The sequence below is a fragment of the Stenotrophomonas sp. 05N423 genome (assembly GCF_056397145.1).
Map to the genome: position 1 here is coordinate 23511 of NZ_JBFTMV010000012.1, position 22616 is coordinate 46126.

21 protein-coding genes and 1 pseudogene are annotated in these 22616 nt (G+C 67.9%); 15 read left to right on the top strand and 7 right to left on the bottom strand.

The annotated features are described in order from the left end of the window. Positions 1–11: 11 nt before the first annotated feature. Positions 12–230: a translation initiation factor IF-1 gene (gene infA, locus AC1DGW_RS15725; RefSeq protein WP_005409596.1), complete on the top strand. Its 219-nt coding sequence runs from the start codon at positions 12–14 to the stop codon at positions 228–230. Positions 231–362: 132 nt separating this feature from the next. Here infA and clpA read toward each other — a convergent pair whose 3' ends face one another. Both clpA and clpS read right to left on the bottom strand, forming a co-directional pair. Further along, complete coding sequence (gene clpA, locus AC1DGW_RS15730; protein ID WP_478024794.1) at positions 363–2642, bottom strand: ATP-dependent Clp protease ATP-binding subunit ClpA; 2280 nt, start codon at positions 2640–2642, stop codon at positions 363–365. A 294-nt stretch (positions 2643–2936) separates the two neighbouring features. Further along, positions 2937–3257, bottom strand: a complete 321-nt coding sequence (clpS, locus tag AC1DGW_RS15735) for an ATP-dependent Clp protease adapter ClpS (RefSeq protein WP_478024796.1) — start codon at positions 3255–3257, stop codon at positions 2937–2939. A gap of 129 nt (positions 3258–3386) precedes the next feature. Here clpS and AC1DGW_RS15740 point away from each other — a divergent pair, with 129 nt between their 5' ends. Genes AC1DGW_RS15740 through AC1DGW_RS15760 form a run of 5 tightly spaced genes read left to right on the top strand, consistent with a single transcriptional unit; the run spans position 3387 to position 7296 of the window. Next, entirely contained in the window at positions 3387–3839 is a 453-nt protein-coding gene (locus AC1DGW_RS15740) for a hypothetical protein (protein ID WP_478024948.1), read from the top strand. A gap of 2 nt (positions 3840–3841) precedes the next feature. Then, positions 3842–4303: an NUDIX hydrolase gene (locus AC1DGW_RS15745; protein ID WP_478024798.1), complete on the top strand. Its 462-nt coding sequence runs from the start codon at positions 3842–3844 to the stop codon at positions 4301–4303. Beyond that, complete coding sequence (gene mnmA / locus AC1DGW_RS15750; RefSeq protein ID WP_478024800.1) at positions 4300–5433, top strand: tRNA 2-thiouridine(34) synthase MnmA; 1134 nt, start codon at positions 4300–4302, stop codon at positions 5431–5433. The genes AC1DGW_RS15745 and mnmA overlap by 4 nt, the downstream gene beginning before the upstream one ends. Next, positions 5430–6053 carry a high frequency lysogenization protein HflD gene (gene hflD, locus AC1DGW_RS15755; protein ID WP_478024802.1) on the top strand — a complete coding sequence of 208 codons (624 nt, stop codon included), beginning with the start codon at positions 5430–5432 and terminating at the stop codon, positions 6051–6053. The genes mnmA and hflD overlap by 4 nt, the downstream gene beginning before the upstream one ends. A gap of 52 nt (positions 6054–6105) precedes the next feature. Next, positions 6106–7296: a methyl-accepting chemotaxis protein gene (locus tag AC1DGW_RS15760; protein WP_478024804.1), complete on the top strand. Its 1191-nt coding sequence runs from the start codon at positions 6106–6108 to the stop codon at positions 7294–7296. 881 nt (positions 7297–8177) lie between these two features. Here AC1DGW_RS15760 and AC1DGW_RS15765 read toward each other — a convergent pair. Beyond that, positions 8178–10976, bottom strand: coding sequence for a bifunctional diguanylate cyclase/phosphodiesterase (locus AC1DGW_RS15765; protein WP_478024806.1), 2799 nt, complete (start codon positions 10974–10976; stop codon positions 8178–8180). A 390-nt stretch (positions 10977–11366) separates the two neighbouring features. Here AC1DGW_RS15765 and AC1DGW_RS15770 point away from each other — a divergent pair. After that, positions 11367–12098, top strand: a pseudogene (locus AC1DGW_RS15770) (sensor histidine kinase); the annotation flags it as partial. A gap of 2 nt (positions 12099–12100) precedes the next feature. Further along, on the top strand, positions 12101–13828 hold the full coding sequence (locus AC1DGW_RS15775; RefSeq protein WP_478024950.1) for an EAL domain-containing protein: 1728 nt from the start codon (positions 12101–12103) through the stop codon (positions 13826–13828). A gap of 10 nt (positions 13829–13838) precedes the next feature. Here the strand turns inward: AC1DGW_RS15775 and AC1DGW_RS15780 are convergent, their stop codons facing one another. The 4 genes from AC1DGW_RS15780 to flgA form a co-directional block, all read right to left on the bottom strand. Beyond that, positions 13839–15014: an ATP-binding protein gene (locus AC1DGW_RS15780; protein ID WP_478024808.1), complete on the bottom strand. Its 1176-nt coding sequence runs from the start codon at positions 15012–15014 to the stop codon at positions 13839–13841. Positions 15015–15146: 132 nt separating this feature from the next. Continuing rightward, a complete protein-coding gene (locus AC1DGW_RS15785) occupies positions 15147–15479 on the bottom strand; it encodes a flagellar protein FlgN (protein WP_478024952.1) in 333 nt (110 codons plus the stop codon). 2 nt (positions 15480–15481) lie between these two features. Further along, positions 15482–15784 (bottom strand): flagellar biosynthesis anti-sigma factor FlgM, encoded by a 303-nt coding sequence (gene flgM, locus AC1DGW_RS15790; RefSeq protein WP_478024810.1) that lies wholly within the window; start codon positions 15782–15784, stop codon positions 15482–15484. A gap of 65 nt (positions 15785–15849) precedes the next feature. Then, positions 15850–16494, bottom strand: a complete 645-nt coding sequence (gene flgA, locus AC1DGW_RS15795) for a flagellar basal body P-ring formation chaperone FlgA (RefSeq protein WP_478024812.1) — start codon at positions 16492–16494, stop codon at positions 15850–15852. 276 nt (positions 16495–16770) lie between these two features. Between flgA and AC1DGW_RS15800 the strand changes: the two genes are divergently transcribed. The 7 genes from AC1DGW_RS15800 (at position 16771) to flgG (ending at position 22594) form a co-directional block, all read left to right on the top strand. Then, positions 16771–17715 (top strand): chemotaxis protein, encoded by a 945-nt coding sequence (locus AC1DGW_RS15800; RefSeq protein WP_478024814.1) that lies wholly within the window; start codon positions 16771–16773, stop codon positions 17713–17715. 292 nt (positions 17716–18007) lie between these two features. Beyond that, positions 18008–18406 (top strand): flagellar basal body rod protein FlgB, encoded by a 399-nt coding sequence (gene flgB / locus AC1DGW_RS15805; RefSeq protein WP_478024816.1) that lies wholly within the window; start codon positions 18008–18010, stop codon positions 18404–18406. An 11-nt stretch (positions 18407–18417) separates the two neighbouring features. Further along, positions 18418–18825, top strand: a complete 408-nt coding sequence (flgC, locus tag AC1DGW_RS15810; protein ID WP_478024818.1) for a flagellar basal body rod protein FlgC — start codon at positions 18418–18420, stop codon at positions 18823–18825. Positions 18826–18848: 23 nt separating this feature from the next. Beyond that, complete coding sequence (locus AC1DGW_RS15815; RefSeq protein WP_478024820.1) at positions 18849–19523, top strand: flagellar hook capping FlgD N-terminal domain-containing protein; 675 nt, start codon at positions 18849–18851, stop codon at positions 19521–19523. Between the two features lie 34 nt (positions 19524–19557). Beyond that, the gene (gene flgE / locus AC1DGW_RS15820; RefSeq protein WP_478024822.1) at positions 19558–20835 is read left to right on the top strand and encodes a flagellar hook protein FlgE; all 1278 of its coding nucleotides are present in this window, start codon (positions 19558–19560) and stop codon (positions 20833–20835) included. A 123-nt stretch (positions 20836–20958) separates the two neighbouring features. Next, a complete protein-coding gene (locus tag AC1DGW_RS15825; RefSeq protein WP_478024824.1) occupies positions 20959–21708 on the top strand; it encodes a flagellar basal body rod protein FlgF in 750 nt (249 codons plus the stop codon). A 100-nt stretch (positions 21709–21808) separates the two neighbouring features. Then, complete coding sequence (gene flgG, locus AC1DGW_RS15830; RefSeq protein WP_055769066.1) at positions 21809–22594, top strand: flagellar basal-body rod protein FlgG; 786 nt, start codon at positions 21809–21811, stop codon at positions 22592–22594. The last annotated feature ends 22 nt before the right edge of the window (positions 22595–22616 follow it).

Consider the following 22616-nt stretch of genomic DNA (forward strand, 5'->3'; position numbering starts at 1 on the left):
CACAGGATTACATGTCGAAAGACGACTCCATCGAGTTCGAGGGCACCGTCAGCGAGACGCTGCCGAACACCACTTTCCGCGTTCGACTGGAAAACGGGCACGAGATCATCGCCCACATTTCCGGCCGCATGCGCAAGAACTACATCCGCATCCTTACCGGCGACCGCGTCAAGGTTGAAATGACGCCGTACGATCTGACCAAGGGCCGCATCACCTACCGCATGAAGTAAGCGGCGGTAGCCGGGCACCCCGAAAGCCAGCCTTGGGCTGGCTTTTTTGCGTGGTTGCGATCGGGGTTTCCCGATACCGGGAACGACGACGGCGGCCGCAGCCGCCGTCGTACGGGTAAAGCCCCGCCTGCTTCAGACCGTCGCTGGCAACAGGTGCTCCGGTTCGGCCTCGGTTTCCACCACCAGTCCGCCGTCGCGCACGTCGATGCTGACCTTGCCACCGCCCACCAGCTTTCCGAACAGCAGTTCGTCGGCCAGTGGGCGCTTGATCTGGTCCTGGATGACACGGGCCATCGGCCGTGCGCCCATCTGCGGGTCGAAGCCGTGGTGGGCCAGCCAGTCGCGAGCGGCCGGGGTGGCCGACAGCGAGACATGCTTGTCCTGCAGCAGCATCTCCAGCTCGATCAGGAACTTGTCCACCACCCGCAGGATGTGGTCGAAGCCCAGCGCCTGGAACTGCACCACCGCATCCAGGCGGTTGCGGAATTCCGGGGTGAAGCCCTTGCGGATCACTTCCATCGCGTCGGTGGCATGATCCTGCTTGGTGAAGCCGATCGAACGCCGCGCCGCCTGCGCCGCGCCGGCATTGGTCGTCATCACCAGGATCACGTTCTTGAAGTTGGCCTCGCGGCCGTTGGTATCGGTGAGGATGCCGCGGTCCATGACCTGCAGCAGGACGTTGAAGATGTCCGGATGGGCCTTCTCCACCTCGTCCAGCAGCAGCACGCAGTGCGGTGTCTTGACGATCTTCTCGGTCAGCAGGCCGCCCTGGTCGAAGCCGACATAGCCCGGGGGCGCGCCGATCAGGCGGCTGACCGAGTGCGGCTCCATGTACTCGCTCATGTCAAAGCGCACCAGCTCGATGCCCAGCTGCAGCGCGAGCTGGCGGGTGACCTCGGTCTTGCCGACGCCGGTCGGGCCGGCGAACAGGAAGTTGCCGATCGGCTTCTCCGGATTGCCCAGCCCCGAACGCGACAGCTTGATCGCCGAGGCCAGCGATTCGATCGCCGGGTCCTGGCCGAAGATCACCATCTTCAGGTTGCGCTCCAGGTGCTGCAGCACGTCCTTGTCGGTGGCGGTGACCTGCTTGGTCGGGATGCGCGCCATCTTGGCGACGATGGTCTCCACTTCCTCGACGTCGATGGTCGCCTTGCGCTCGCCCTCCGGCAGCAGGCGCTGGCGGGCGCCGGCCTCGTCGATGACGTCGATGGCCTTGTCCGGCAGCAGGCGGTCGCCGATGTGCTTGACCGACAGGTCTACCGCCGCCTGCAGCGCATCATCGGCATAGGTCACGCCGTGATGGGTCTCGTACTTCGGGCGCAGTCCCTTGAGGATCTCGTAGGCCTCGCCCACGGTGGGCTCGACGATGTCGATCTTCTGGAAGCGGCGCGCCAGCGCGCGGTCCTTCTCGAAGATGCCGCGGTATTCCTGGAACGTGGTCGAGCCGATGCAGCGCAGCTCGCCCGAGGCCAGTGCCGGCTTGATCAGGTTGCTGGCGTCCATGGTGCCGCCGGAGGCGGAGCCCGCACCGATGATGGTGTGGATCTCATCGATGAACAGCACCGCGTTGGGAACCTTCTTCAGCGCGCCGATCACGCCTTTCAGGCGTTTCTCGAAGTCGCCGCGGTACTTGGTACCGGCGACCAGCGCGCCCAGGTCGAGCGAATAGATCACCGCGTCGGTCAGCACTTCCGGTACCTCGCCGTCGACGATGCGCTTGGCCAGGCCCTCGGCGATGGCGGTCTTGCCGACGCCGGCCTCGCCCACGTACAGCGGGTTGTTCTTGCGGCGGCGGCACAGCACCTGGATGGTGCGCTCGATCTCGTCGCGGCGGCCGACCAGCGGGTCGATGCGGCCGGCGCGGGCCTGCTCGTTGAGGTTGCTGGCGAATTCGGTCAGCGCATCGCCCTTGGGTTCGCCCTCCCCGGCCTCGGTGCGGCCCTCGCCGTCGATGGACGGCGAGGCATCGCCCTCGTCGCCGGACTTGGCGATGCCGTGGGACAGGTAATTGACGATGTCCAGCCGGGTCACGTCCTGCTGGTTGAGGTAATAGACCGCGTGCGAATCCTTCTCGCCGAAGATCGCCACCAGCACGTTGGCGCCGGTGACCTCTTTCTTGCCCGAGGACTGCACGTGGTAGACGGCGCGCTGCAGCACGCGCTGGAAACCAAGCGTGGGCTGGGTGTCGCGTCCGTCGTCGTCGGCCAGGCGCGAGACCGACGTCTCCACGGCCTGTTCCAGATCCTGGCGCAGGCGGTCCAGGTCGGCGCCGCAGGCCTTGAGCACGGCCTGTGCGGAGGGATTCTCCAACAGGGCGAGCAGCAGGTGTTCGACCGTCATGAATTCATGACGTGCCTCGCGGGCGCGCTTGTAGCACTGGCCAATCGTCTGTTCGAGGTCTTTGCTGAACATGGGGGACTCCGACTGCGGTTGGAGACAATATGCGGCCTGACTGCACGTTTTCCATCACCCTACCGGATGCCGGTGTTCAGACGGCGTTAGCAGTATGCCGGTGGAGCGGGATTCTGTTGCGGCGGGTCTGCCGGTGGCGGCGGATTCCTACCCTGCGAAGCGGCATCCGCCCCGTCTGACAATGGGTGCGATCAGGGCCACGGCCAATACGGTCGCCGTCGCCATGCCCGGAACAGTGCGGACCGCCGGTGACGGGACTGGCGCCGTGGAGGGTGGCGCCGGCGGACAGGCCGGTCAGGCCTTTTCCATCGTGCACAGCAGCGGGTGCTGGTTCATGCGCGAGTACTCGTTGACCTGCGCGACCTTGGTCTCGGCGACCTCGCGGCTGTAGACGCCGCAGATGCCGCGGCCGCGGGTATGGACGTGCAGCATCACCTGGGTGGCCTTGTCCAGGTCCATGGCGAAGAAGTTCTGCAGCACGGCGACCACGAAATCCATCGGGGTGTAGTCGTCGTTCAGCAGCATCACCTGGTACAGCGGCGGTGGCGCGACCTCGGGTTTGCCGGGTTCCACCAGCAGGCCATGGTCATTTTCGTGTTGGAGCTTGCGGGGCATGCGCGGAATTATACCGGCTGGCCCCGCGAAGCTGCGCCGAATTGGACGCGAACGCCCCGGCCAACGCACAATTTGCGCCTGATCAACCAATCCCGCAGGGAAAGCATGAAGAAGTACGTGACCGGAATGATGATGGCGACCGTGTTGTGCGGCATGGCCGGAGCGGCGTCCGCCGGCGAACCCGATGCCGCGGTCGGGCGACTGCTCGACTCGCTGGAATACAAGTACGAGGTCGACGACGACGGCGACTACCGCATGGTGTTCGACATGGAAGGCGACCGCACCCAACTGGTGTTCGTGCGCTCCTCGGTCGAGACCTATGGCGCCCATCGCATCCGCGAGATCTGGTCGCCGGGCTACAAGTCCGCCGGTCCGCAGCTGCCGGCCCTGGTGGCCAACCGCCTGCTCGAGGACTCCAACGACTCCAAGCTCGGCAGCTGGGTCAAGCAGGGCGACCTGGCCATGTTCGTGGTCAAGATCGACGCGAACGCGAAGGCCGATGTCCTCAGCGACGCCATCGATGCGGCGATCAAGAGCGCCGATGCCATCGAACTGGAGCTGACGGCCAAGGACGAGTACTGAGAGTGAACGCCTTGAACTCCCAGCGCTGGGCGCCACGCGTCACCGTGGCCACCGTGGTGTCCCGCGCCGGGCAGTTGCTGCTGGTGGAAGAGGAGAAGCATGGCCAGCGCGTGTTGAACCAGCCGGCCGGCCACCTGGAACCGGGCGAAAGCCTGGTTGAAGCCGCAGTGCGCGAGACGCGCGAGGAAACCGGCTGGGAGGTACGGCCGACCGCTTTCATCGGCGCTTACCAGTGGGATGCGCCGGACGGCAAGTCGTTCCTGCGCTTCGCCTTCGCCGCCGAGCCGGTACGGCATTACCCGGATCAACCGCTGGATACCGGCATCGTGCAGGCACTGTGGCTGACCCCGGCCGCACTGCAGGCCGACATGGCGCGGCTGCGCAGCCCGCTGGTCTGGCAGGCCGTGTCGGACTGGCTGGCCGGGCAGCGTTTCCCGCTGTCGGTGCTGAGGCGGGTGCCGTGAGCAGCCCGGGTGTGGTCGTGGGTGTGTCCGGCGGCGTGGACTCCTCCGTCGCCGCCCTGGTCTTGGTCCAGCAGGGGCTGGATGTCGCCGGCCTGTTCATGCAGAACTGGGCCGACGATGGCAGCGGACACTGCCGTGCCGAGGACGACCGCCGCGACGCGGTGGCGGTCTGCGGGCGGCTGGGCATCCCCTTCCATTTCCGCGATTTCTCCGCCGAGTACTGGCAGGGCGTGTTCGAGCACTTCCTGGCCGAGTACGCGGCCGGGCGCACGCCGAACCCGGATGTGCTGTGCAACCGAGAGGTCAAGTTCAAGCACTTCCTCGATGCCGCCCGCGAACTGGGCGCCGGGCGCATCGCCACCGGGCATTACGCCAGAGTGGAGCAGTCCGGCGGCCGCTGGCGCCTGCTGCGCGGGGCCGACCGTGGCAAGGACCAGAGCTATTTCCTGCACCAGCTGGGGCAGGAGCAGCTGGCCGCCACCCTGTTCCCGATCGGGCACCTGGAGAAGAGCCAGCTGCGCCGCATCGCCCAGGAAGCCGGGCTGCCGACGCATGCCAAGAAGGATTCGACCGGCATCTGCTTCATCGGCGAGCGTGATTTCCGCCAGTTCCTGGGCCAGTACCTGCCCGCCCGCGAGGGCGAGATCCGCGACCCGGACGGGCAGTCCATCGGCCGCCATCCGGGCGTGTTCTATTTCACCCTGGGCCAGCGCGAAGGCCTGAACATCGGCGGCGTGCGCGGGCGGCCGGCAGCGCCCTGGTACGTGGTCGGCAAGGACGTGGCGGCCAACATCCTGTACGTGGACCAGGGCCATGACAGCCCCTGGCTGCAGTCCAGCTGCCTGCATACCGAATCCATGCACTGGATCGCAGGCAGCGCACCCGCCGCCGGCTTCCGCTGTACCGCGCAGACCCGCTACCGGCAACCGGACGAACCCTGCCGGGTGACCGTGCGCGATGACGGTACCCTGCAGGTGGAGTTCGACCGGCCGCAGCGGGCGGTCACGCCCGGACAGTCGCTGGTGCTGTATGACGGCCCCGAATGCCTGGGTGGCGCGGTCATCGCCGCCACCGATGCGCCGCTGGAGCAGCGTGCGTCCCGGCCCGTTTCCCTTGAGAGGCAAGCATGAGTTCTTCCTTCGACGACCGTATCCTGGCGCTGGCCGGCATCGCCCAGGCCCTGCAGCAGGTGCGGCGCATCGCCGAAACCGGCCATTCCGACGCGGCGGTGGTGCGCACTGCCATGGACAGCGTGATGCGCATCGACGCCCCCTCGCCCGCCGCAGTGTATGGCGACGGTCGCCAGCTCGAGCCCGGGCTGCGCCTGCTGCGCGACTACTTCGGCAACCAGGGCAAGGACGAACTGCTGCCGCGCCTGGCCTTGTCGGTGATGCAGCTGGAGCGCCGCTTCGTGCGCGAGGGCGCGACCGTGGACAAGGTCCAGGCCGGCATCGGGCGCGCCGCCGTACAGGCGGGCGAACTGGGCGACCCGGCCCACCCGGACGTGCTGGCGGCCATGGGCGGCCTGTACGCGGACACCATCAGCCAGCTCAAGCCGCGGATCATGGTGCAGGGCAACCCGCACTACCTGGGGCAGGCCGGCGTTGTCGCCGAGATCCGCGCCCTGCTGCTGGCCGCGGTGCGCTCGGCGGTGCTGTGGCGCCAGCTCCGCGGCAGCTACTGGGACTTCCTGTTCTCGCGCAAGGCCATGCTCGAGGCGATCGGGCGGCGCCTGCACGGCGGCGGCTAAAGACCGGCCCCCCCCGGCCGATACTGCAATCGTGACTCTCCCGAGAACGTCCATGTATTCACGCATTGCAATCCGCCTGGCCGCCCCGCTGGCCCTTACCTTCCTGCTGGCATTGGCGCTGGCGTTCGCATGGCCCGCGGCCGTGGTGTGGGCGATCCTGACCACGATGGCGCTGAGCTGGCTGGTGTTCGCCTACTGGAGCGCCTACAGCCAGTCGCAGCGTTCGCCTGAGCATGCCCGCGTGCTCAAGGAGCAGGACCAGCTGCTCAACGAACTGCGCAGCTTCGTCAGCAACGAGATCGACGGTTCGCGCGGCGAGATCGAGCGTGCCCGCGAGCTGATCCGCCAGGCGGTATCCGGCCTGGGCAGCAGCTTCGACGCGATGAACCGCAAGTCGCGCCAGCAGAGCCAGGCGCTGGCCCGCATCGTCGACCGCGCCGGCGAAGAAGGCCACGGCGGCGTGGACGTGGCCCGTTTCGCCCAGCATGCCAGCCACCAGATGGAACAGCTGGTCGAGGCGCTGGAACAGGTCAGTGGCCAGAGCAGCAATACCGTGCAGCACATCGACCAGATGGCGCAGCACCTGGACGGCATCTTCGCCCTGCTGGAAGACGTGAAGTCCATCGCCGACCAGACCAACCTGCTGGCGCTGAACGCCGCCATCGAGGCCGCGCGTGCCGGCGAGGCCGGGCGCGGGTTCGCCGTGGTCGCCGACGAGGTGCGCAACCTGTCCGAGCGTTCGACCACCTTCAACGAGCAGATCCGCAAGCTGGCGCACAGCTCCAAGGACGCCATCGCCAAGGTCCGTGAGACCGTCACGCACATGGCATCGCGCGACATGGATCGTTCCCGCGAGGCGCGCCATGAGGCCGCGGCCATGCTGGACAACGTGGCGGCGATCAACAACTCGCTGGGCGACGGCATGCGCGAGATCTCCGAGTGCGGCCGCGCCATCGACAGCAGCGTCGCCGAAGCGGTGCGTGCCCTGCAGTTCGAGGACATCGCCACCCAGGCGCTGGGCGGCGTGCATACCCACCTGGACCGCCTGACCGCGATCAACCGCGAAGCGGTGGCGCTGCAGGAGCTGCTGCACCGCAGTGGCGGCGTGCTCGACACCGAACTGGTGGCCGCACTGCAGCGCACCGGCAGCCGCCTGCGCGAGATGCGCAGCGAGTGGGAACGTCCGCCGCACAAGCCGGTGGCACAGCAGAGCATGGGCGCGGGAACGGTTGAGCTGTTCTGATTCCCTGCTTGGCGAAACAAGGACCCCGGCCCAGGCCGGGGTTTCGTCGTTGCGGGCGCCCTTCCCCGCCGCAGCGGCGAAGACCGCTGTAACCCCCGCACGCGCCATGCCTGCGGAGGCGCCTTCGACGCGGGCTCCCGGCACCGTTCCCGCCCGGGCCCGTCTGGCGGCATTGGAGGCACTGGCGCAGCGGGAGCTGTCCTGTATCCCGCGGATGCGGTTGGCGGATGCGCCGGAGCGGGACGATCTGCTGGCGATCCTGGTGGCCTGGGACCTCGCACTTTGAGCGCGCTCGCGGCGCTCGTGGATCGGGGCATCGCGCAGTGGAACGGATGGCCGCGTCACTCCAGGCCGCGGGCCTTGGAGAGCTGCATCGACGATAAGCCTCCGAGCGCCCGGCAAGGTGACGCATGCCGAGTATGCATGGGGGCACGCGCTGCCTGCTGGCCATGAATGCCTGTCTTGAACCACTTCACAGCTGAGGCGAAACCACGCCGGTGGCTGCCACGGTCGTGGATGGGGATGAAGGTACTTTCTTCCTGCCGCCCCGCCGACTACCTGCGGAGCCAGGCATGGCCCAGGCCCGCCTGCACGAACGCGACGCATCGACGCCCGCTGACGGGTAGTGCCTGCGGGGCGTGGGAAGGAACCCGCAAACGGCAGGGAATGAGCCGGAAAATGCCGCCTGGAGCGCTTTTCTGACAGCAGCCATGGGCGGCAACAGGAAGCTGCGCCGCTGCCCTGCCGGACGTCGTTGGTCCTGATGGAGCCGTAACGCCCGCTGCGGAGAGTGGGCGTGGATCACCGGACCGGCAATGCCGCGATTCCGCGGACCTTGCCGGACACGCGGATGAAACGGGGCGCGCCGATGGACCGGAGTATCAGAGTGCGACGGCTGGACGGTCCGGCTGCGCGGACGCCATCGGCTTCGGGCCGTCGCCGCTGTTGTCCTGGCGCAGCCACTGCGCCATGTCCCGCGATGGCAGCGGGCGCGAGTACAGATAGCCCTGTATCTCGTCGCAGCCCTGCCGCAACAGCAGCGCTTCTTCCTGGCGCGTCTCCACGCCTTCGGCCACCACCTGCATGCCCAGCGCATGGCCGAGGTGGACAATGGCCTGCGTCACCTCGGCCGTACCGGCATCGTGCAGCATGCGCTGGACGAAGCTGCGGTCGATCTTCAGACGCTGCACCGGGAAACGGTTGAGGTAATGCAGGTTGGAGAAGCCGGTGCCGAAATCGTCCACGGCCAGCAGCACGCCATTGCGCTCGAAGATGTCGAAGCACTGGCGCAGTGCGTCGCTGTCGCGGATCAGGGCCGATTCGGTCAGTTCCAGTTCCAGGCGTTGCGGTGGCCAGCGATGGCGCTCGCAGACGGCGATGACCTGTTCGGCGAAGCCGCGTTCGCGCAGCTGCATCGCCGATACGTTGACCGCGATGCGTTCGAACGCCAGCCCCGCGGCATGCCATGCGGCGGCCTGGCGGCAGGCTTCGTTCAGCACCCACTCGCCGATGCGGACGATTTCGCCGCACTTTTCCGCCACTGGAATGAACTCGGCCGGGCTGCACGGCCCCAGTTCCGGGCAGACCCAGCGCAGCAGCGCCTCGATCGCCGGAGGGCGCGTGGAATCGACGTTGACCAGGGGCTGGTAGACCAGCTGGAATTCCTCGCGCTCGAGCGCGCCATGCAGCGCATGCTCGATCTGCAGGCGCCGCTGGATGCCGGCCAGCACGTCCTGGCTGTAGTACTGGTAGGTGTTGCGCCCGGCTTCCTTGGCCGCGTGCATGGCGGCATCGGCGGCACGCAGCAGCGTATCGAAATCGCGATGGGTGTCGTCGACGAGCGCGATGCCGACGCTGGCGCCGACCTTCAGCGTGGTGTCGCCGCGATGCAGGGGCGAGGCCAGCGATGCGATCAGCTTGCGCGCGACATGGCCGGCATCGGCCGGGTCGGCCAGCTCGCGCAGCACGACGACGAACTCATCGCCATTGAAGCGCGCGAACAGGTCGGCATTACGCAGGTTCTGGTGCAGCCGGGCGGCGGCGGCCTTGAGCAGCATGTCGCCGGTGGCGTGGCCGAAGGTGTCGTTGATCGACTTGAAGCCGTCCAGGTCGACGAACAGCATCGCCAGGATCGTACCGTTGCGGCGCGATTCGGCGATGGCTTCCTCGGTCTGCTCGCGCAGCAGGACGCGGTTGGGCAGCCCGGTCAGCAGGTCGTAGTGGGCCAGCAGTTCGATGCGCTCATTGGCCTCGCGTTCGAGCGTGATGTCGCGGAACAGCACCACGAAGCGCTCCGGCAGGCCTTCGCGACGGTCCAGTTCGACCTGCACCTGCACCCACACGCGCTGCCCCGAATGCCGGTAGAAGCACAAGTCGAGCTGCTCGGGCAGGCCACCTTCGGCGATGCGGGCAAGCGCCGCCTCGAAACTGTCGCGCGAGTCCGGCGTGTAGAGCGCCAGCGCCTGCTCCAGCGTGACTGGCTCCTTGCGCAGGCCATGGATGCGGTAGCACTCGTCGGTCCAGAGCATGCCGCGGGTAGTCACCTCGATCTCGCAACCGCCGATGCGGCCCAAGGCCGAGACGCGATTGAGCAGCTCGGTGCGCCAGCGGATCAGCGCGTCGGTCTGGCGCTGCTCGGTGACGTTCTGCAACTGCCCGGCCACGCGGTGGACGCGCCCTGCCGCATCCTGTTCGGGATGCATCCAGACCCGCAGGTGGATGCCGGAGGTTTCCATCGGCCCGGGGGGCAGCGCGAGTTCGAAAGCGTGCGGCTGGCCTTCGCGATGCAGCCGCCGCCACGCCGCCAGCACCTGGGCGCGGGCATCCCCGTCCAGCAGGTCCAGCCAGCGGCGGTCCGTGGGCAGGCTGCCCGGGGAACGGCCGACGGCCGCATGCAGTTCGTCCGACCAGGAAAAGCCGGCGCCATCGCGCTCCCATGACCAGGTGCCAAGGCCCGCGATGCGCTGCAACTGGCGCAGCTGCGCCTGCTGTTCCTGCGCGTCGGCGTCCTGTCGATCCTGCGGGGCGATGCCGATGCCGATGCCGATGCGGATGCCGGCCATGCGCAGCGGATGGCCATCGGCCGTCCGCGCCACGACCTGGCCATGGTCGTGCACGAGCTGCCAGCTACCGTCGGCGCGCCGTACGCGCAGCCGGCAGGCATAGGGCGTGGCGGCGTCCTGCAGGTGCGCCTGCAGCGCGTTCCGCTGCGCGATGCGGTCGCCCGGGTGGGTTTGTTCCAGCCATTCCTGCACGGTGCCGACGACGACGCCGGTACCGGCCTGGCCTTCCAGATGGGCCAGCAGGTGGGCCGGCACGTCCCACTCCCAGACGCCGTGCCCGGCGTCATGCAGCAGCTTCGACCAGCGCCCGTCCATCAGCGAAGCGGTCGGGGCGGCGCTGTAGATGTAGGCGCAGACCGTTCCATCCTGCGCACGCGCGGCGCTCAGGAAACCATCCAGGCGGCGGTCGCCGGCAGGTACCGGACAGGACAGCAGCCCTTCGCTGGCGACCCGGTCGCGCAGCCCCAGCAGGGCCTGGCGATGACCCTGCAGTCTGCGCGGCAGGTCCAGAGTGCGGGCCGCGGCATTGGCGGCCAGCGGATGGCCCTCCGGATCGAGCAGCACGATCGCCCCCTCCAGCGGGTGGCTCATCATGCTCGCAATCACGCCCTGATCCACGCGCTACCGCTCCAGTCATCTACCCGAGGTCCGGGAACCTTACCGATAACGGCAGCCCGGCACGGAAATTGAGTACTGCGTCATCGCGGTTCGCGGCAGCCCGCTAAGATGTCGGCGATCGAACACGGCACCCCGCCACGGAACATGCACAACGGCTCCCCTCCTTCGCGGCACCCGGCATCCACGGACTCGGCCATGGCCTGCCTGCAACGCACCACCTATGGCGTGGTGACGGCCGGCGGCGCGCTGATCCTGCTGTGCGGCCTGCTGCCGTGGGCCTGGGGAGTAATTCCGGCCCATCCGCTGGCCTGGACTGTGATCTCCGTCATCCTTGTGGCCGCCTGCATGGCGCTCGCCCTGTTCCTGCTCCTTCCCCGATTGGCCCAGGTGCGGGTGCTGGCGGCGCGCGACCTGGCCGAGCTCGAAACGAACCGCAAGGCGCTGGAAACGGGAAACCGGGAGCTGCAGGCCATGGCCGGGCGCCTGTTCTCGGTGCAGGAGGACGAGCGCCGGGCCATTTCCCGCGACCTGCACGACGATATCGGCCAGGCCGTCACCGCGATCAAGCTGGCCGCGCACGCGGCGATGGACGAAGACGACGCGCAGCGGCGCCGGGAGGATCTGGGCCAGATCGTGGAGCTGGTCGACAGCACCGTGGTGCGCCTGCGCAACCTGTCGATGCTGCTGCGCCCGCCGCAGCTCGATGCGCTCGGACTGGAGGCGGCGCTGCGCTGGCAGGCCGGCCAGTTGTTCCGTTCCTCGCCGGTGGAACTGCGGATGGACGTGGAAGACCTGCCGCAACGCCCGGACAACGAGGTCGAGCAGGCCTGTTTCCGTATCGCCCAGGAAAGCCTGACCAATGCCCTGCGCCATGCGCTGGCCAGCCAGGTCCAACTGTGCCTGGAGGACGACGGCGCCGGCCGGTTGCGGCTGCGCGTGGTCGATGACGGCGAAGGCTTCGATCCCGACGGCCCGCGCGGCCTGGGGCTGGTGGTGATGCGCGAGCGTGCGCAGAGCGTCGGCGGCTGGCTGCGCATCCATACCGCGCCGGGCGAAGGCACGCATATCGAGCTGCACCTGCCCTACCGCAAGCCGCAGGCGGCCGCCTGCCAGGGAGCTTGATGATGTGGAACCCCACGCCGCCAGCGGCCGCCGAAATACCCGCCCCGCCCCGCCTGGGGGCCGGCAACCCGGAACTGGCGGCCATGGTCGCCGAGGCCGCCGCCGGTGGCACGCCACTGATGCTGCTGCATCTGGACATCGACCATTTCGCCTCGGTCAACGAGAACATGAGCGCCGAGGTCGGCGACCAGGCGCTGGTGCTGATCGCGCAGCGGCTGGATGAGCATCTGCGCGGCCGTGGCCGGCTTTGGCGACACGGCAGCGACGAATTCGTGCTGGCGATCCCGCGCACCGGCGCGGTGCCGTTGCCCGAGGAAATGGCCGAACAGTTGCGGCAGCAGATGGAACTTCCGCTGTCGGTGCTGCCCTATACCCTGTTCCTGACCGCGAAGATCGGCGTGTCGCTGTGCCCGGAACACGCCACCGACCCGAGCCGCCTGCTCGACCTGGCCGAGGACGCACTGCACCAGGCCGGCCGCGAAGGCGGCAACGTCGTGCAGGTGCACATGCTGCACAAGCCACTCAGCGCGCACAGCGAGAGCATCATTTCCCGGCAGCTGGTGGATGCCATCGAGAATGGCGAACTGCGCCTGCGCTACCAGCCGCTGGTCAGCGCCCGCGACGGCCACGTCGTGGGCATGGAGGCGCTGCTGCGCTGGCAGTCGCCGACGCTGGGCATGCTGGTGCCGGAACGCTTCATGCGTACCGCCGAGCGGCTGGGGATCATTGTCCAGATCGGCGCGTGGGTGCTGGAAATGACCCTGCGCCAGGCGCGCATCTGGCGCGACCAGGGCTTCGACGACTTCAATGTCGCGGTCAACGTGTCCACGCTGCAGCTGCTGCGCCCGGGTTTCTTCGCCGAGGTCATGACGCTGCTGCAGTCCACCGGCGTGCCGGCGCGCATGCTGACCCTGGAGATCAACGAAAGCGCGCTGACCAACAACGTCAATTTCGTCTACGAAACCCTGGCCAACCTGCGCAACGAAGGCATCAGCCTGAGCCTGGACAACTTCGGCACCGGCGACTCCAGCCTCAGCGCGCTGGTGCGCTACCCGGTGGACAAGCTCAAGATCGACCGCAGCTTCATCAAGAGCGCGCCGGCGGCCAACCGCGAGGCGGCGATCTCGCGCGCGATCATCGCCATGGGCCACCAGCTGGGCATGACCGTGATCGCCAATGGCGTCGAGTCGCAGGCGCAGCTGGGTTTCCTGCGCCGCAATGACTGCGACGTGTTCCAGGGCTATCTGTTCGGCGAGCCGATGTCGGCCGAAGCCGCCGGCATGACCCTGCGCCGCCGCTACCTGCGCCCGGAAGCCTTCGCCGAGACCCGCCCGGACCGCACCCTGCTGCTGCTGGACGACGAGGAGAACGTGCTGCGTTCGCTGGTGCGCCTGTTCCGCCGCGACGGCTACCGTATCCTCGCCGCCGGCAACGTGCGCGATGCGTTCGACCTGCTGGCGATCAACGACGTGCAGGTGATCCTGTCCGACCAACGCATGAGCGACATGAGCGGCACCGAGTTCCTGGGTCGGGTGAAGATGCTCTACCCGGACACGATCCGGCTGGTGCTGTCCGGCTATACCGACCTCAACACCGTCACCGACGCGATCAACCGCGGCGCGATCTACCGCTTCCTGACCAAGCCGTGGAACGACGACGAACTGCGCGAGCACATCCGCCAGGCGTTCCGCACCCACGATGAGAAGCGGAAGCCGGGAACCGGCGAATAGGAGCGGGATCCTAGCCCTTGGGCTGGCGGATCGGCAGCACGATGCGGAAGCGCGAGCCCTCGCCCACCGTGCTGTCCAGGTCGATGCGGCCGTGGTGCTTGTTGACGATGCCGTAGGAGATCGACAGGCCCAGGCCGGTACCGCTGCCCACCGGCTTGGTGGTGAAGAACGGGTCGAAGATGCGCTGGCGCAGTTCGGGGGAAATGCCCGAACCGTTGTCCTGGAACTCGATCCAGACCTCGTCGCCGTCCACGCCGGTACTGACCACGATGTGCCCGCGCTCGGCGATGGCATGGCCGGCGTTGAGCAGCATGTTCATGTACACCTGGTTCAACTCCGACGGCAGGCATTCGACCATCGGCAGCTCGCCGAAGCGGCGCTCCAGCGTGACCTTGTACTTGAGCTCGTTCCAGATGATGTTGATGGTCGATTCCAGCCCCGAGTGCAGGTCGGCCAGCTTCCACGACTCGTCGCGCCCGGAGTAGGAGAAGTCCTTCAGGTCGCGCACGATGCGCGTCACCCGCTCGATGCCCTCGCGGGACTCGGCCATCAGCTGCGGCAGGTCGCGGCTGATGAAGTCGATGTCGAGGCGGTCGCGGATGTCGTCGATTTCCGGAATCAGGGCCTTCGGGTCCGGCGCACGCAGGGCGCGCTCATAGGCCTCGATCACCGTGAACAGGCTGCGCAGGTATTCCTGCAGGCTGCCCAGGTTGGAGTGGACGTAGCCGATCGGGTTGTTGATCTCGTGGGCGACACCGGCTGCCAGCTGGCCGATCGAGGCCATCTTCTCCGACTGCAGCAGTTTCTCCTGCGCGCCGTTGAGCCGCAGGTAGGCCTGGCGCAGCTCGGCATGGCGGCGCTGCAGCTCGTTCTCGTAGTCTTCCTGCCCATCGATGTGGCGGAACAGCGCCAGGCAGGCCTGCTCGCCATCATTGTCGTGGTGATAGAGGTGGACGATCACCGCGCGTGCGCCCAGCGGCAGGCTGCCGCTCCAGCTGCCCGATTCCCGGGTCTGCGCCAGCGCCACCGGCGGCAGCAGCTCGACCAGGCGCCTGGCCAGTTCGGCCACGTCTGCGGGGTGTGCGCCGAACAGTTCGCGAACGACCGCGTTGGCCAGGGCTACTTCGCCCTTGTCGTTGAACAGGAGCATGCCGTCGCGCATGCGGTCGCTCAATGCATGGAGCATGGCGGGCGACGGAAGCGGCGCGAACGGAGTGGAGGCGTTTTCGGCCACGGCGGCGGTGGGGCGGCGGAATGGGCGCCCACTATAACCGGGGATGCGCCGGCGCAGCCGCGCCGGGCCGGGCATGCGACGCCGTCAGGCAACCGCGAGCGGCTTGCGCGTATGCAGCAGGTGGGCCTGGCCTTTGGCGTCGTAGGCCGAAGAGGCTTCGCTGCGGCCGAGCTGGCGCAGTGCCCAGCTGACTTCGCGGCGGCGGCGGGCCAGCAGCACGCCGTTGGCGCGGTTGCGTTCGGCCAGTTCGCGCAGGCGTTCGGCGTGTTCCAGCGGCGGCCGCGCCTCGAGGATGCGCAGCGCTTCAAGCTTCAGGCCCGTGGCCACCACCAGCGCCTGCACGTCGTGCTCGACCAGCGCCTGGCGCTCGCCATCGAGCGCGTCGCTCAGCTGCTGCAATGGATCGGCCACGCCCAGCTTCATGCGTGCAGCTGTCCGTCCAGGTCCAGCATGCGCTTGGCGATGGCGTCCGGGTCGATCCGGTAGCTGCCGTTCTCCAGCGCTTCGCGGACGGCCTGCACGCGGGCGGTGTCGACCGCCGGAGCGGCGGACAGTTCGCGCTGCAGGGCCTGCAGGCTGGTGGCTTCACCGGTCAGGCGCACGCTGTCGGCGGCCTCGATTGGACGGGCCTCGGGTCCGCCGGCGGGGGCGGCCTTGGTGGGCGTGGCGACCGGGCGCAGCTGGGCGCCTGCCGTGATCCCGCCGTCGATTTTCTGGCTCATGTGATGGAAGTCCTGATTCGGTACACAAGGGTTAACGGCAACGGGGGGCAGACCTTTAGTGGAATCTATCGGGAAACCAGGACATCGCCGGCAGCCGTGGCCACGCCCTGCACCACCCGTCGCGAGGAGAGGTTCTCGACCGGCACCCGGTCGGCCTCGCCCGCGTCGGCGAGCGCCTTGCCGGCTACCCGTACCTCGACTCCGCCACGCCGGGACACCAGGGCGACACTGTCTCCGCGGCGAATGATACGCGGAGCGACCAGATCGCCGGCCGACAACAACGTGCCTGCGCCCATCGCGCGCCGCGCCACCCGGCCGATGGCCGATTGCGGGTCGGACAATACCGCACCGGCGATGCGGGCGGTGTCACGGCGCACACTGCCGATATCGGCGGCAGCCAGCACTTCTCCAGCGGCGATGCCGCGGGCCAGCACCAGCACATCCTGCTCGCGCCGCACCGTCACCGGCACGAACAGCTTCCAGCCGCCGGCCTGGGGACAGGCCACCTCCACGGTACGGTTGCCGGTGGCGCGGGCCTGCAGTGCCGACGGGCACGCTGGCAGGCGCAGGCCGGCATCGACGCTGGCCTCGCCTTCGGTCGCCGGGTCCAATGTGGACAGCGCGGCCGCACGGATCGAGGCCAGCGACTGGAAGTCGCCGGCCTGGGCCGGGAGGGCCAGCAGCAGGCATAACAGGGCCGACAGGCGCATGGGGAACTCCGCCACGGAAAGATTGCCCGGTCTCCTGCAAGAGGCGTGCCGGAATGGCGGGGCATGGAGCCGGCAGGGAGCGGAAGCGGCGGCGAAGGCCGGAGCCATGTCCCCCGCAATGCGGTCCCCGGGGTGGGGTCGAATGCGCGGAAACCGGGACTGGCACTTATTGGATGGTCCTGAAGCCACCGCTGCCGTTCCGGCTGTCCTCCGCCTTTTCGCCGATTCCCGGCGCCTGCCCTCAAGTACCGGCCCCGCCCTGCCGATACCGGCTGCATGTCACATGACCTGCTCAACCGCATCGACCAGCGCACCCGGCTGGCCGGCCACAATCGACTGGCCCTGCTGCTGTTCCGCCTTGGTGGCCGTCAGCTTTTTGGCGTCAATGTCTTCAAGGTGCAGGAAGTGCTGCGGCGCCCGCCCCTGTTCCAGGTTCCGGGCCTGCCGGTGCAGTTCTCCGGCGTGGCCGATGTGCGCGGCCGTTCGGTGCCGGTGCTGGACCTGGGCCTGGCGATCGGCCACCCCGAGCGCGAACCCGACGCGGACACCTCGCCCGGCTACCTGGTGGTCACCGAATTCAACCGTTCGGTGCAGGGCTTCCTGGTCAGTGGCGTGGAGCGGATCGTCAACATCGCGGTGGAAGACATCCAGCCGCCGCCGGAGCTGGGCGCCGAGGCGAGCTATCTCACCGCGGTCACCCGCTTCCAGGGGGAATTGATCCAGGTCATCGACGTCGAGAGCGTGCTGGCCGACATCGCCCAGATCAGCAAGGAGGCAGTGCTGGACCCGTCGATGGTCCTGCCCGCCGGCGCGCCGCCAATGCAGGTGCTGGTGGTGGACGATTCGCGCGTGGCCCGCCAGCAGATCCGCAGCGTGCTCGACCAGCTGGGCGTCACCGCCACCCTGCTGTCGGACGGCAGGCAGGCGCTGGAGCACCTGCTGCAGATCCACGCGGCCGGCGAGAACCCGGCCGAACGCTACGCCATGGTCATCTCCGACATCGAGATGCCGGCGATGGACGGCTACACCCTGACGACGGAAATCCGCCGCCATCCGGGGCTGGCCGGGCTGTTCGTGCTGCTGCATACCTCCCTGTCCGGCGTGTTCAACAACGCCATGGTCGAGCGCGTCGGCGCCAATGCCTTCGTGCCCAAGTACAGCGCCCACGAACTGGCCGATTTCGTGCTGCACCGCTTGCGCCAGGTGGCCGAGGCGGCTTGAAGCCAGCAACGGCTGAGGGCAGGCGCCTTCCCCTGAAGGGAATGGCGCTCGCCCCGTCGTAGATGCGGGGCTTGCCTCGCCTGCCGGCCTCCCCGGCAATACTTATGTGGGGCATGGAGCGCAAGGAGCGAAGAGGGAGGAGCGAGTGAAGGCCCAAGCCTCCCCGTGATGGGAACGGCGGCCCTGCCCCTTTGCCCCGCCTTCTCCCGTTCCTGAGCTCCTCCCCCTCGTCCCCGCCGTTCTGGCACACCGCTTGCACCCTCCCGGGCATCGTTCCCCCGGGAGGCGCGCCATGCCCAATCTGATTTCCAACTACCTGGGCATCCATGCCCAGGCCATGCCGTTGCGCGAGCAGCGCATGAAGCTGATCGCCGGCAACCTGGCCAATGCCGACACGCCGGGCTACAAGGCCCGCGACCTGGACTTCGACGCCGCGCTGCGCAATGCCCAGGGGCTGGACGGCAACGGCCTGCTGGCCACCACCGCCGAACAGCACTACCGCATCGGCGGCGACGGCCTCAATCCGTTCCAGGTGCTGCGCCCGGGCGTGCAGCCGAGCCTGGACGGCAACACCGTGGACCCGGATGCCGAGCGCGCCGCCTATGGCCGCGCCGCGCTGGAATACCGCGCCTCGCTGAGCTTCGTCGAGTCGAAGGTGCGCACCCTGACCACCGCGATCACCGGCCAGTAAGGGAGAGCGCCATGAGCAACCTGCCCATTTTCGACATCGCCGGCTCGGCCCTGCAGGCCCAGTCGGTGCGCATGAGCACCATCGCCTCCAACCTGTCCAACGCCGATACCGTGGCCGGTTCGGCGGACGCGGTCTACAAGCCGCTGGAGCCGATCTTCCAGGCGGTCACCAGCCGCGAGGACCCGCGCCTGACCAGCGTGCAGGTCAAGCAGATCACCCAGAGCGAAGCGCCACCGATCAAGCGCTACGAGCCCAACCATCCGCTGGCCGACGGCGAAGGCTATGTCTATTCGCCGGACATCGACCCGGTGGCGCAGATGGTCAATCTCATCTCCACATCGCGCAATTACCAGGCCGGCGTGGAGATGCTCAACACCGCCAAGGAACTGACCCTGGCCACCCTGACCATGGGCCGCTGAGCCGGCCGCCACAGGATTCCGTCATGAGCAGCATCAACACCAATACCGACCTGTTCGGCGCGCTGGGCCTCAATGCCCCGGCCGCGCAGAACACCAAGAAGAAGGACGCGCTGGACCAGGCCGATTTCCTGCGGCTGATGACCACCCAGCTGCAGCACCAGGACCCGCTCAAGCCGATGGACAACAGCCAGATGGTCGCGCAGATGGCGCAGCTGTCCACGGTGCAGGGGATCAACGACCTCAACAAGAGCGTCACCGGTTTCCAGGAATCGATGGCCGGCGACCAGATACTGCGCGGCGCGGGCATGGTCGGCCACGACGTGCTGGTGCCGTCGACCAAGTTCATGCTCGGCGACGAGGGCGAGACCGGCGGCACGCTGGCTGCGCCGGGCGCGGGCACGATCACCGTGGACATCACCGATGCCAACGGCAACAAGGTCGACCAGCTCACCGTTCCGGCCGAGGCCTCCGGCGAAGTGCCCTTCCAGTGGGACGGCACCGATGCCAACGGCAAGCGCATGCCGGCCGGCGCCTACACCATCGCCGCCACCTACACCGACACCAGCGGCAAGCAGAGCAAGCTCAGCACCTACGTGCAGGCCGAGGTGGAAAGCGTGACCGTCGGTTCGGATGGTCTCTACCTGAACCTCAAGGGGCTGGGCGCGGCCCCGCTCGACTACGTGCTCCGCGTCAGCTGAGCCCTTTCTTCCACGGATTCCCAGGAGTATCGCCATGGGCTTCAACGCCTCCCTGTCCGGCATCAGCGCCGCCAACGCGGACCTGAGCGTCACCGCCAACAACATCGCCAACGTCAACACCGTCGGTTTCAAGGAATCGCGCGCCGAATTCGCCAATGTGCTCAATGCCACCGGCTATGGCCTGCTCGGCAATGCGATCGGTACCGGTGCGCGCCTGACCAACGTCGCCCAGCAGTTCTCGCAGGGCAATATCGACCAGACCGGCCGCAGCCTGGACCTGGCGGTCGAAGGCGAAGGGTTCTTCACCCTCAACATGAACGGCACCCGCGTGTATTCGCGCGCCGGCAATTTCCAGGCCGACAAGAACGGCTACGTCGTCAATCCGCAGGGCGCACGCCTGCAGGTCTATGCGCCCAGCACCGATGGCACGCGCTTCGATGGCGCTCTGACCGACCTGCGCCTGCTCTCCGGCGACAGCGCACCGCGTCCGACCAGCCAGCTAGAGCTCGCCTTCACCCTGCCGGCCAACGCCAAGGAACCGACGATCACCCCGTTCGATCCGGCCAGCAGCAACAGCTACAACCACTCCAGCGGCGGCATCACGGTCTTCGATTCGCTGGGCGTAAGCCACATCCAGACCTCGTACTTCGTCAAGACCGCCAACCCCAACGAATGGGCGGTCTACAACTTCGTGGACGGCGTGCCGGTCAACAACGGCAGTACGCCTGGCAACCCCAACGCCACGCCGCCGGTCCCGGCGGTCATCGGCAATCCGGCCCTGCTGCAGTTCTCCGACAGCGGCGCCCTGACCTCGCCGACCGACGGCAAGATCGCCCTCGGTACCTTCACCCCGACCACCGGCGCCGGGCAGCTGGCCATGAGCCTGGACATCTCCGGCTCCACCCAGTACGGCGAGAAGTTCAACCAGCACAACACCGGCCAGGACGGCTATGCCTCGGGCAAGCTCAACGAGATCAACATCTCGGAGAAGGGCGTGGTCTACGCGCGCTATTCCAACGGTGTGGACGTGGCGCTGGGCCAGGTCGCGCTGACCAACTTCAACAATCCGCAGGGCCTGCTGAGCCAGGGCAACAACCTGTGGTCGGAAACCTACGCCTCCGGCACGCCGCGCACCGGTGCGCCCGACAGTGCGGACCTGGGGCAGATCCAGGCCGGTTCGCTGGAAGCGTCCACCGTCGACCTGACCCAGCAGCTGGTCAACATGATCACGGCGCAGCGCAACTTCCAGGCCAACGCGCAGATGCTTTCGACCCAGGACCAGATCACCCAGACGGTGATCAACATCCGCTAAGCCGGAGAAGGCGGGAACGGGGGATGAAACGGCGTGGGTCTTCCCCGCCCTGCCCCGCTCCCGCTCCTTCCGCTCCCGGCGTCCCGCCTTTCCCCGCTTCTTTTTTCCTGGTCCCCGCCCCCGATGGACAAAGCCCTCTACGTCGCCATGACCGGTGCCCGTGCTTCGCTGCAGGCGCAGGCCACCGTTTCCCACAACCTGGCCAATTCGGACACGCCCGGTTTCAAGGAGGCGCTGGCAAACACCGAGGCCTTCCCGATCCAGGGCCAGGGGTATGCCTCGCGCATCGACGCCCTGCACGTGGACGCCGGCTTCAACCGCCGCGTCGGCGCGCAGCAGATCACCGGCAACGCGCTGGACCTGTCGCTGCAGCCGGGCAGCTGGCTGGCGGTGCAGTCGCGCGACGGCAGCGAGGCCTATACCCGCGCCGGTGCGTTGACGCTCACGCCCAATGGCCAGCTGGTCACCGCCGAGGGCAATGCCGTGCTCGACGAGAACGGCAACCCGGTGGCGGTGCCGCCGCACCAGGCCATCGAGATCGGCCATGACGGCACGCTGTCGGTCATTCCGCTGGGCGAAGGCCCGCAGACTATGGCCATGGTCGGGCGGCTTCGCGTGGTGCAGGCGCCGGACGACCGGCTGCAGCGCGGCCTCGACGGCCTGATGCGCAACACCGACCCGCGGCAGCCCTTCGCCCAGGTCCAGGGCAAGGCGCTGGACAGCGGCACGCTGGAGTCCAGCAACGTCGACGCCGCCGGTGCGCTGGTGCAGATGATCCAGCTGCAGCGCCAGTTCGAAATGCAGGTGAAGGTCATCAAGCACGGCGACGAGAACGCGCGCAGCGCCAACACGCTGCTGCGCCTGAACGGCTGATGCCGCCGCGCCGGCCGATTGGCGCGCCGGTCTGGCACACCCCATGCATTACATCCTGCAAAGGCCCTGAGGGCCGGCACCAGCAGCAGAGGAACCGCTCATGAATCAGGCACTGTGGGTCGCCAAGACCGGCCTGGATGCGCAGCAGACGCGCATGTCCGTTGTCTCCAACAACCTGGCCAACACCAACACCACCGGCTTCAAACAGGATCGCGCCAGTTTCGAGGACCTGCTGTACCAGCAGGTGCGCCAGCCCGGCGGTTCGTCCTCGGCGCAGACGCAGTTGCCGACCGGCCTGCAGCTGGGCACCGGCGTGCGCGTGGTGGCGACGTCCAAGAACTTCCAGCAGGGCGGCCAGCAGCAGACCGGCCGCGCCCTGGACGTGATGGTCAACGGCCGCGGCTTCTTCGAAGTGATGCTGCCCGATGGCAGCTCGGCCTATACCCGCGACGGCAGCTTCCAGATGAGCCCGCAGGGCGAACTGGTCACCAACAGCGGCTACCCGGTGCAGCCAGGCATCCAGATCCCGGAAGGCGCGCAGTCGCTGACCATCGGCGCGGACGGCACGGTCAGCGTGAAGATGGCCGGCGATGCCGCGTCGGTCGAGATCGGCTCGCTGACGCTGACCGACTTCATCAATCCCGCCGGCCTGCAGGCCAAGGGCGAGAACCTGTACCTGGAGACCACGGCCTCCGGTCCTGCGCAGAACGGCACCCCCGGCCTCAACGGCCTCGGCGGCATCGTGCAGGGCGCGCTGGAAGGCAGCAACGTCAACGTGGTGGAGGAGCTGGTGTCGATGATCGAAACCCAGCGCGCCTACGAGATGAACGCCAAGGCGATCTCCACCACCGACTCGATGCTCGGCTACCTCAACAACAACGTCTGATCGTGTCGCTTACGGAACCTGC

Coding starts and splice junctions, on each gene's coding strand:
- hflD (WP_478024802.1), top strand. CDS start 5,430: ATGAGTTCTTCCTTCGACGACCGTATCCTGGCGCTGGCCGGCATCGCC.
- AC1DGW_RS15760 (WP_478024804.1), top strand. CDS start 6,106: ATGTATTCACGCATTGCAATCCGCCTGGCCGCCCCGCTGGCCCTTACC.
- flgE (WP_478024822.1), top strand. CDS start 19,558: ATGGGCTTCAACGCCTCCCTGTCCGGCATCAGCGCCGCCAACGCGGAC.
- AC1DGW_RS15825 (WP_478024824.1), top strand. CDS start 20,959: ATGGACAAAGCCCTCTACGTCGCCATGACCGGTGCCCGTGCTTCGCTG.
- AC1DGW_RS15815 (WP_478024820.1), top strand. CDS start 18,849: ATGAGCAGCATCAACACCAATACCGACCTGTTCGGCGCGCTGGGCCTC.
- flgC (WP_478024818.1), top strand. CDS start 18,418: ATGAGCAACCTGCCCATTTTCGACATCGCCGGCTCGGCCCTGCAGGCC.
- clpA (WP_478024794.1), bottom strand. CDS start 2,642: ATGTTCAGCAAAGACCTCGAACAGACGATTGGCCAGTGCTACAAGCGC.
- flgB (WP_478024816.1), top strand. CDS start 18,008: ATGCCCAATCTGATTTCCAACTACCTGGGCATCCATGCCCAGGCCATG.
- AC1DGW_RS15780 (WP_478024808.1), bottom strand. CDS start 15,014: ATGCTCCATGCATTGAGCGACCGCATGCGCGACGGCATGCTCCTGTTC.
- clpS (WP_478024796.1), bottom strand. CDS start 3,257: ATGCCCCGCAAGCTCCAACACGAAAATGACCATGGCCTGCTGGTGGAA.
- AC1DGW_RS15775 (WP_478024950.1), top strand. CDS start 12,101: ATGTGGAACCCCACGCCGCCAGCGGCCGCCGAAATACCCGCCCCGCCC.
- flgA (WP_478024812.1), bottom strand. CDS start 16,494: ATGCGCCTGTCGGCCCTGTTATGCCTGCTGCTGGCCCTCCCGGCCCAG.
- AC1DGW_RS15740 (WP_478024948.1), top strand. CDS start 3,387: ATGATGGCGACCGTGTTGTGCGGCATGGCCGGAGCGGCGTCCGCCGGC.
- infA (WP_005409596.1), top strand. CDS start 12: ATGTCGAAAGACGACTCCATCGAGTTCGAGGGCACCGTCAGCGAGACG.
- AC1DGW_RS15800 (WP_478024814.1), top strand. CDS start 16,771: ATGTCACATGACCTGCTCAACCGCATCGACCAGCGCACCCGGCTGGCC.
- flgG (WP_055769066.1), top strand. CDS start 21,809: ATGAATCAGGCACTGTGGGTCGCCAAGACCGGCCTGGATGCGCAGCAG.
- flgM (WP_478024810.1), bottom strand. CDS start 15,784: ATGAGCCAGAAAATCGACGGCGGGATCACGGCAGGCGCCCAGCTGCGC.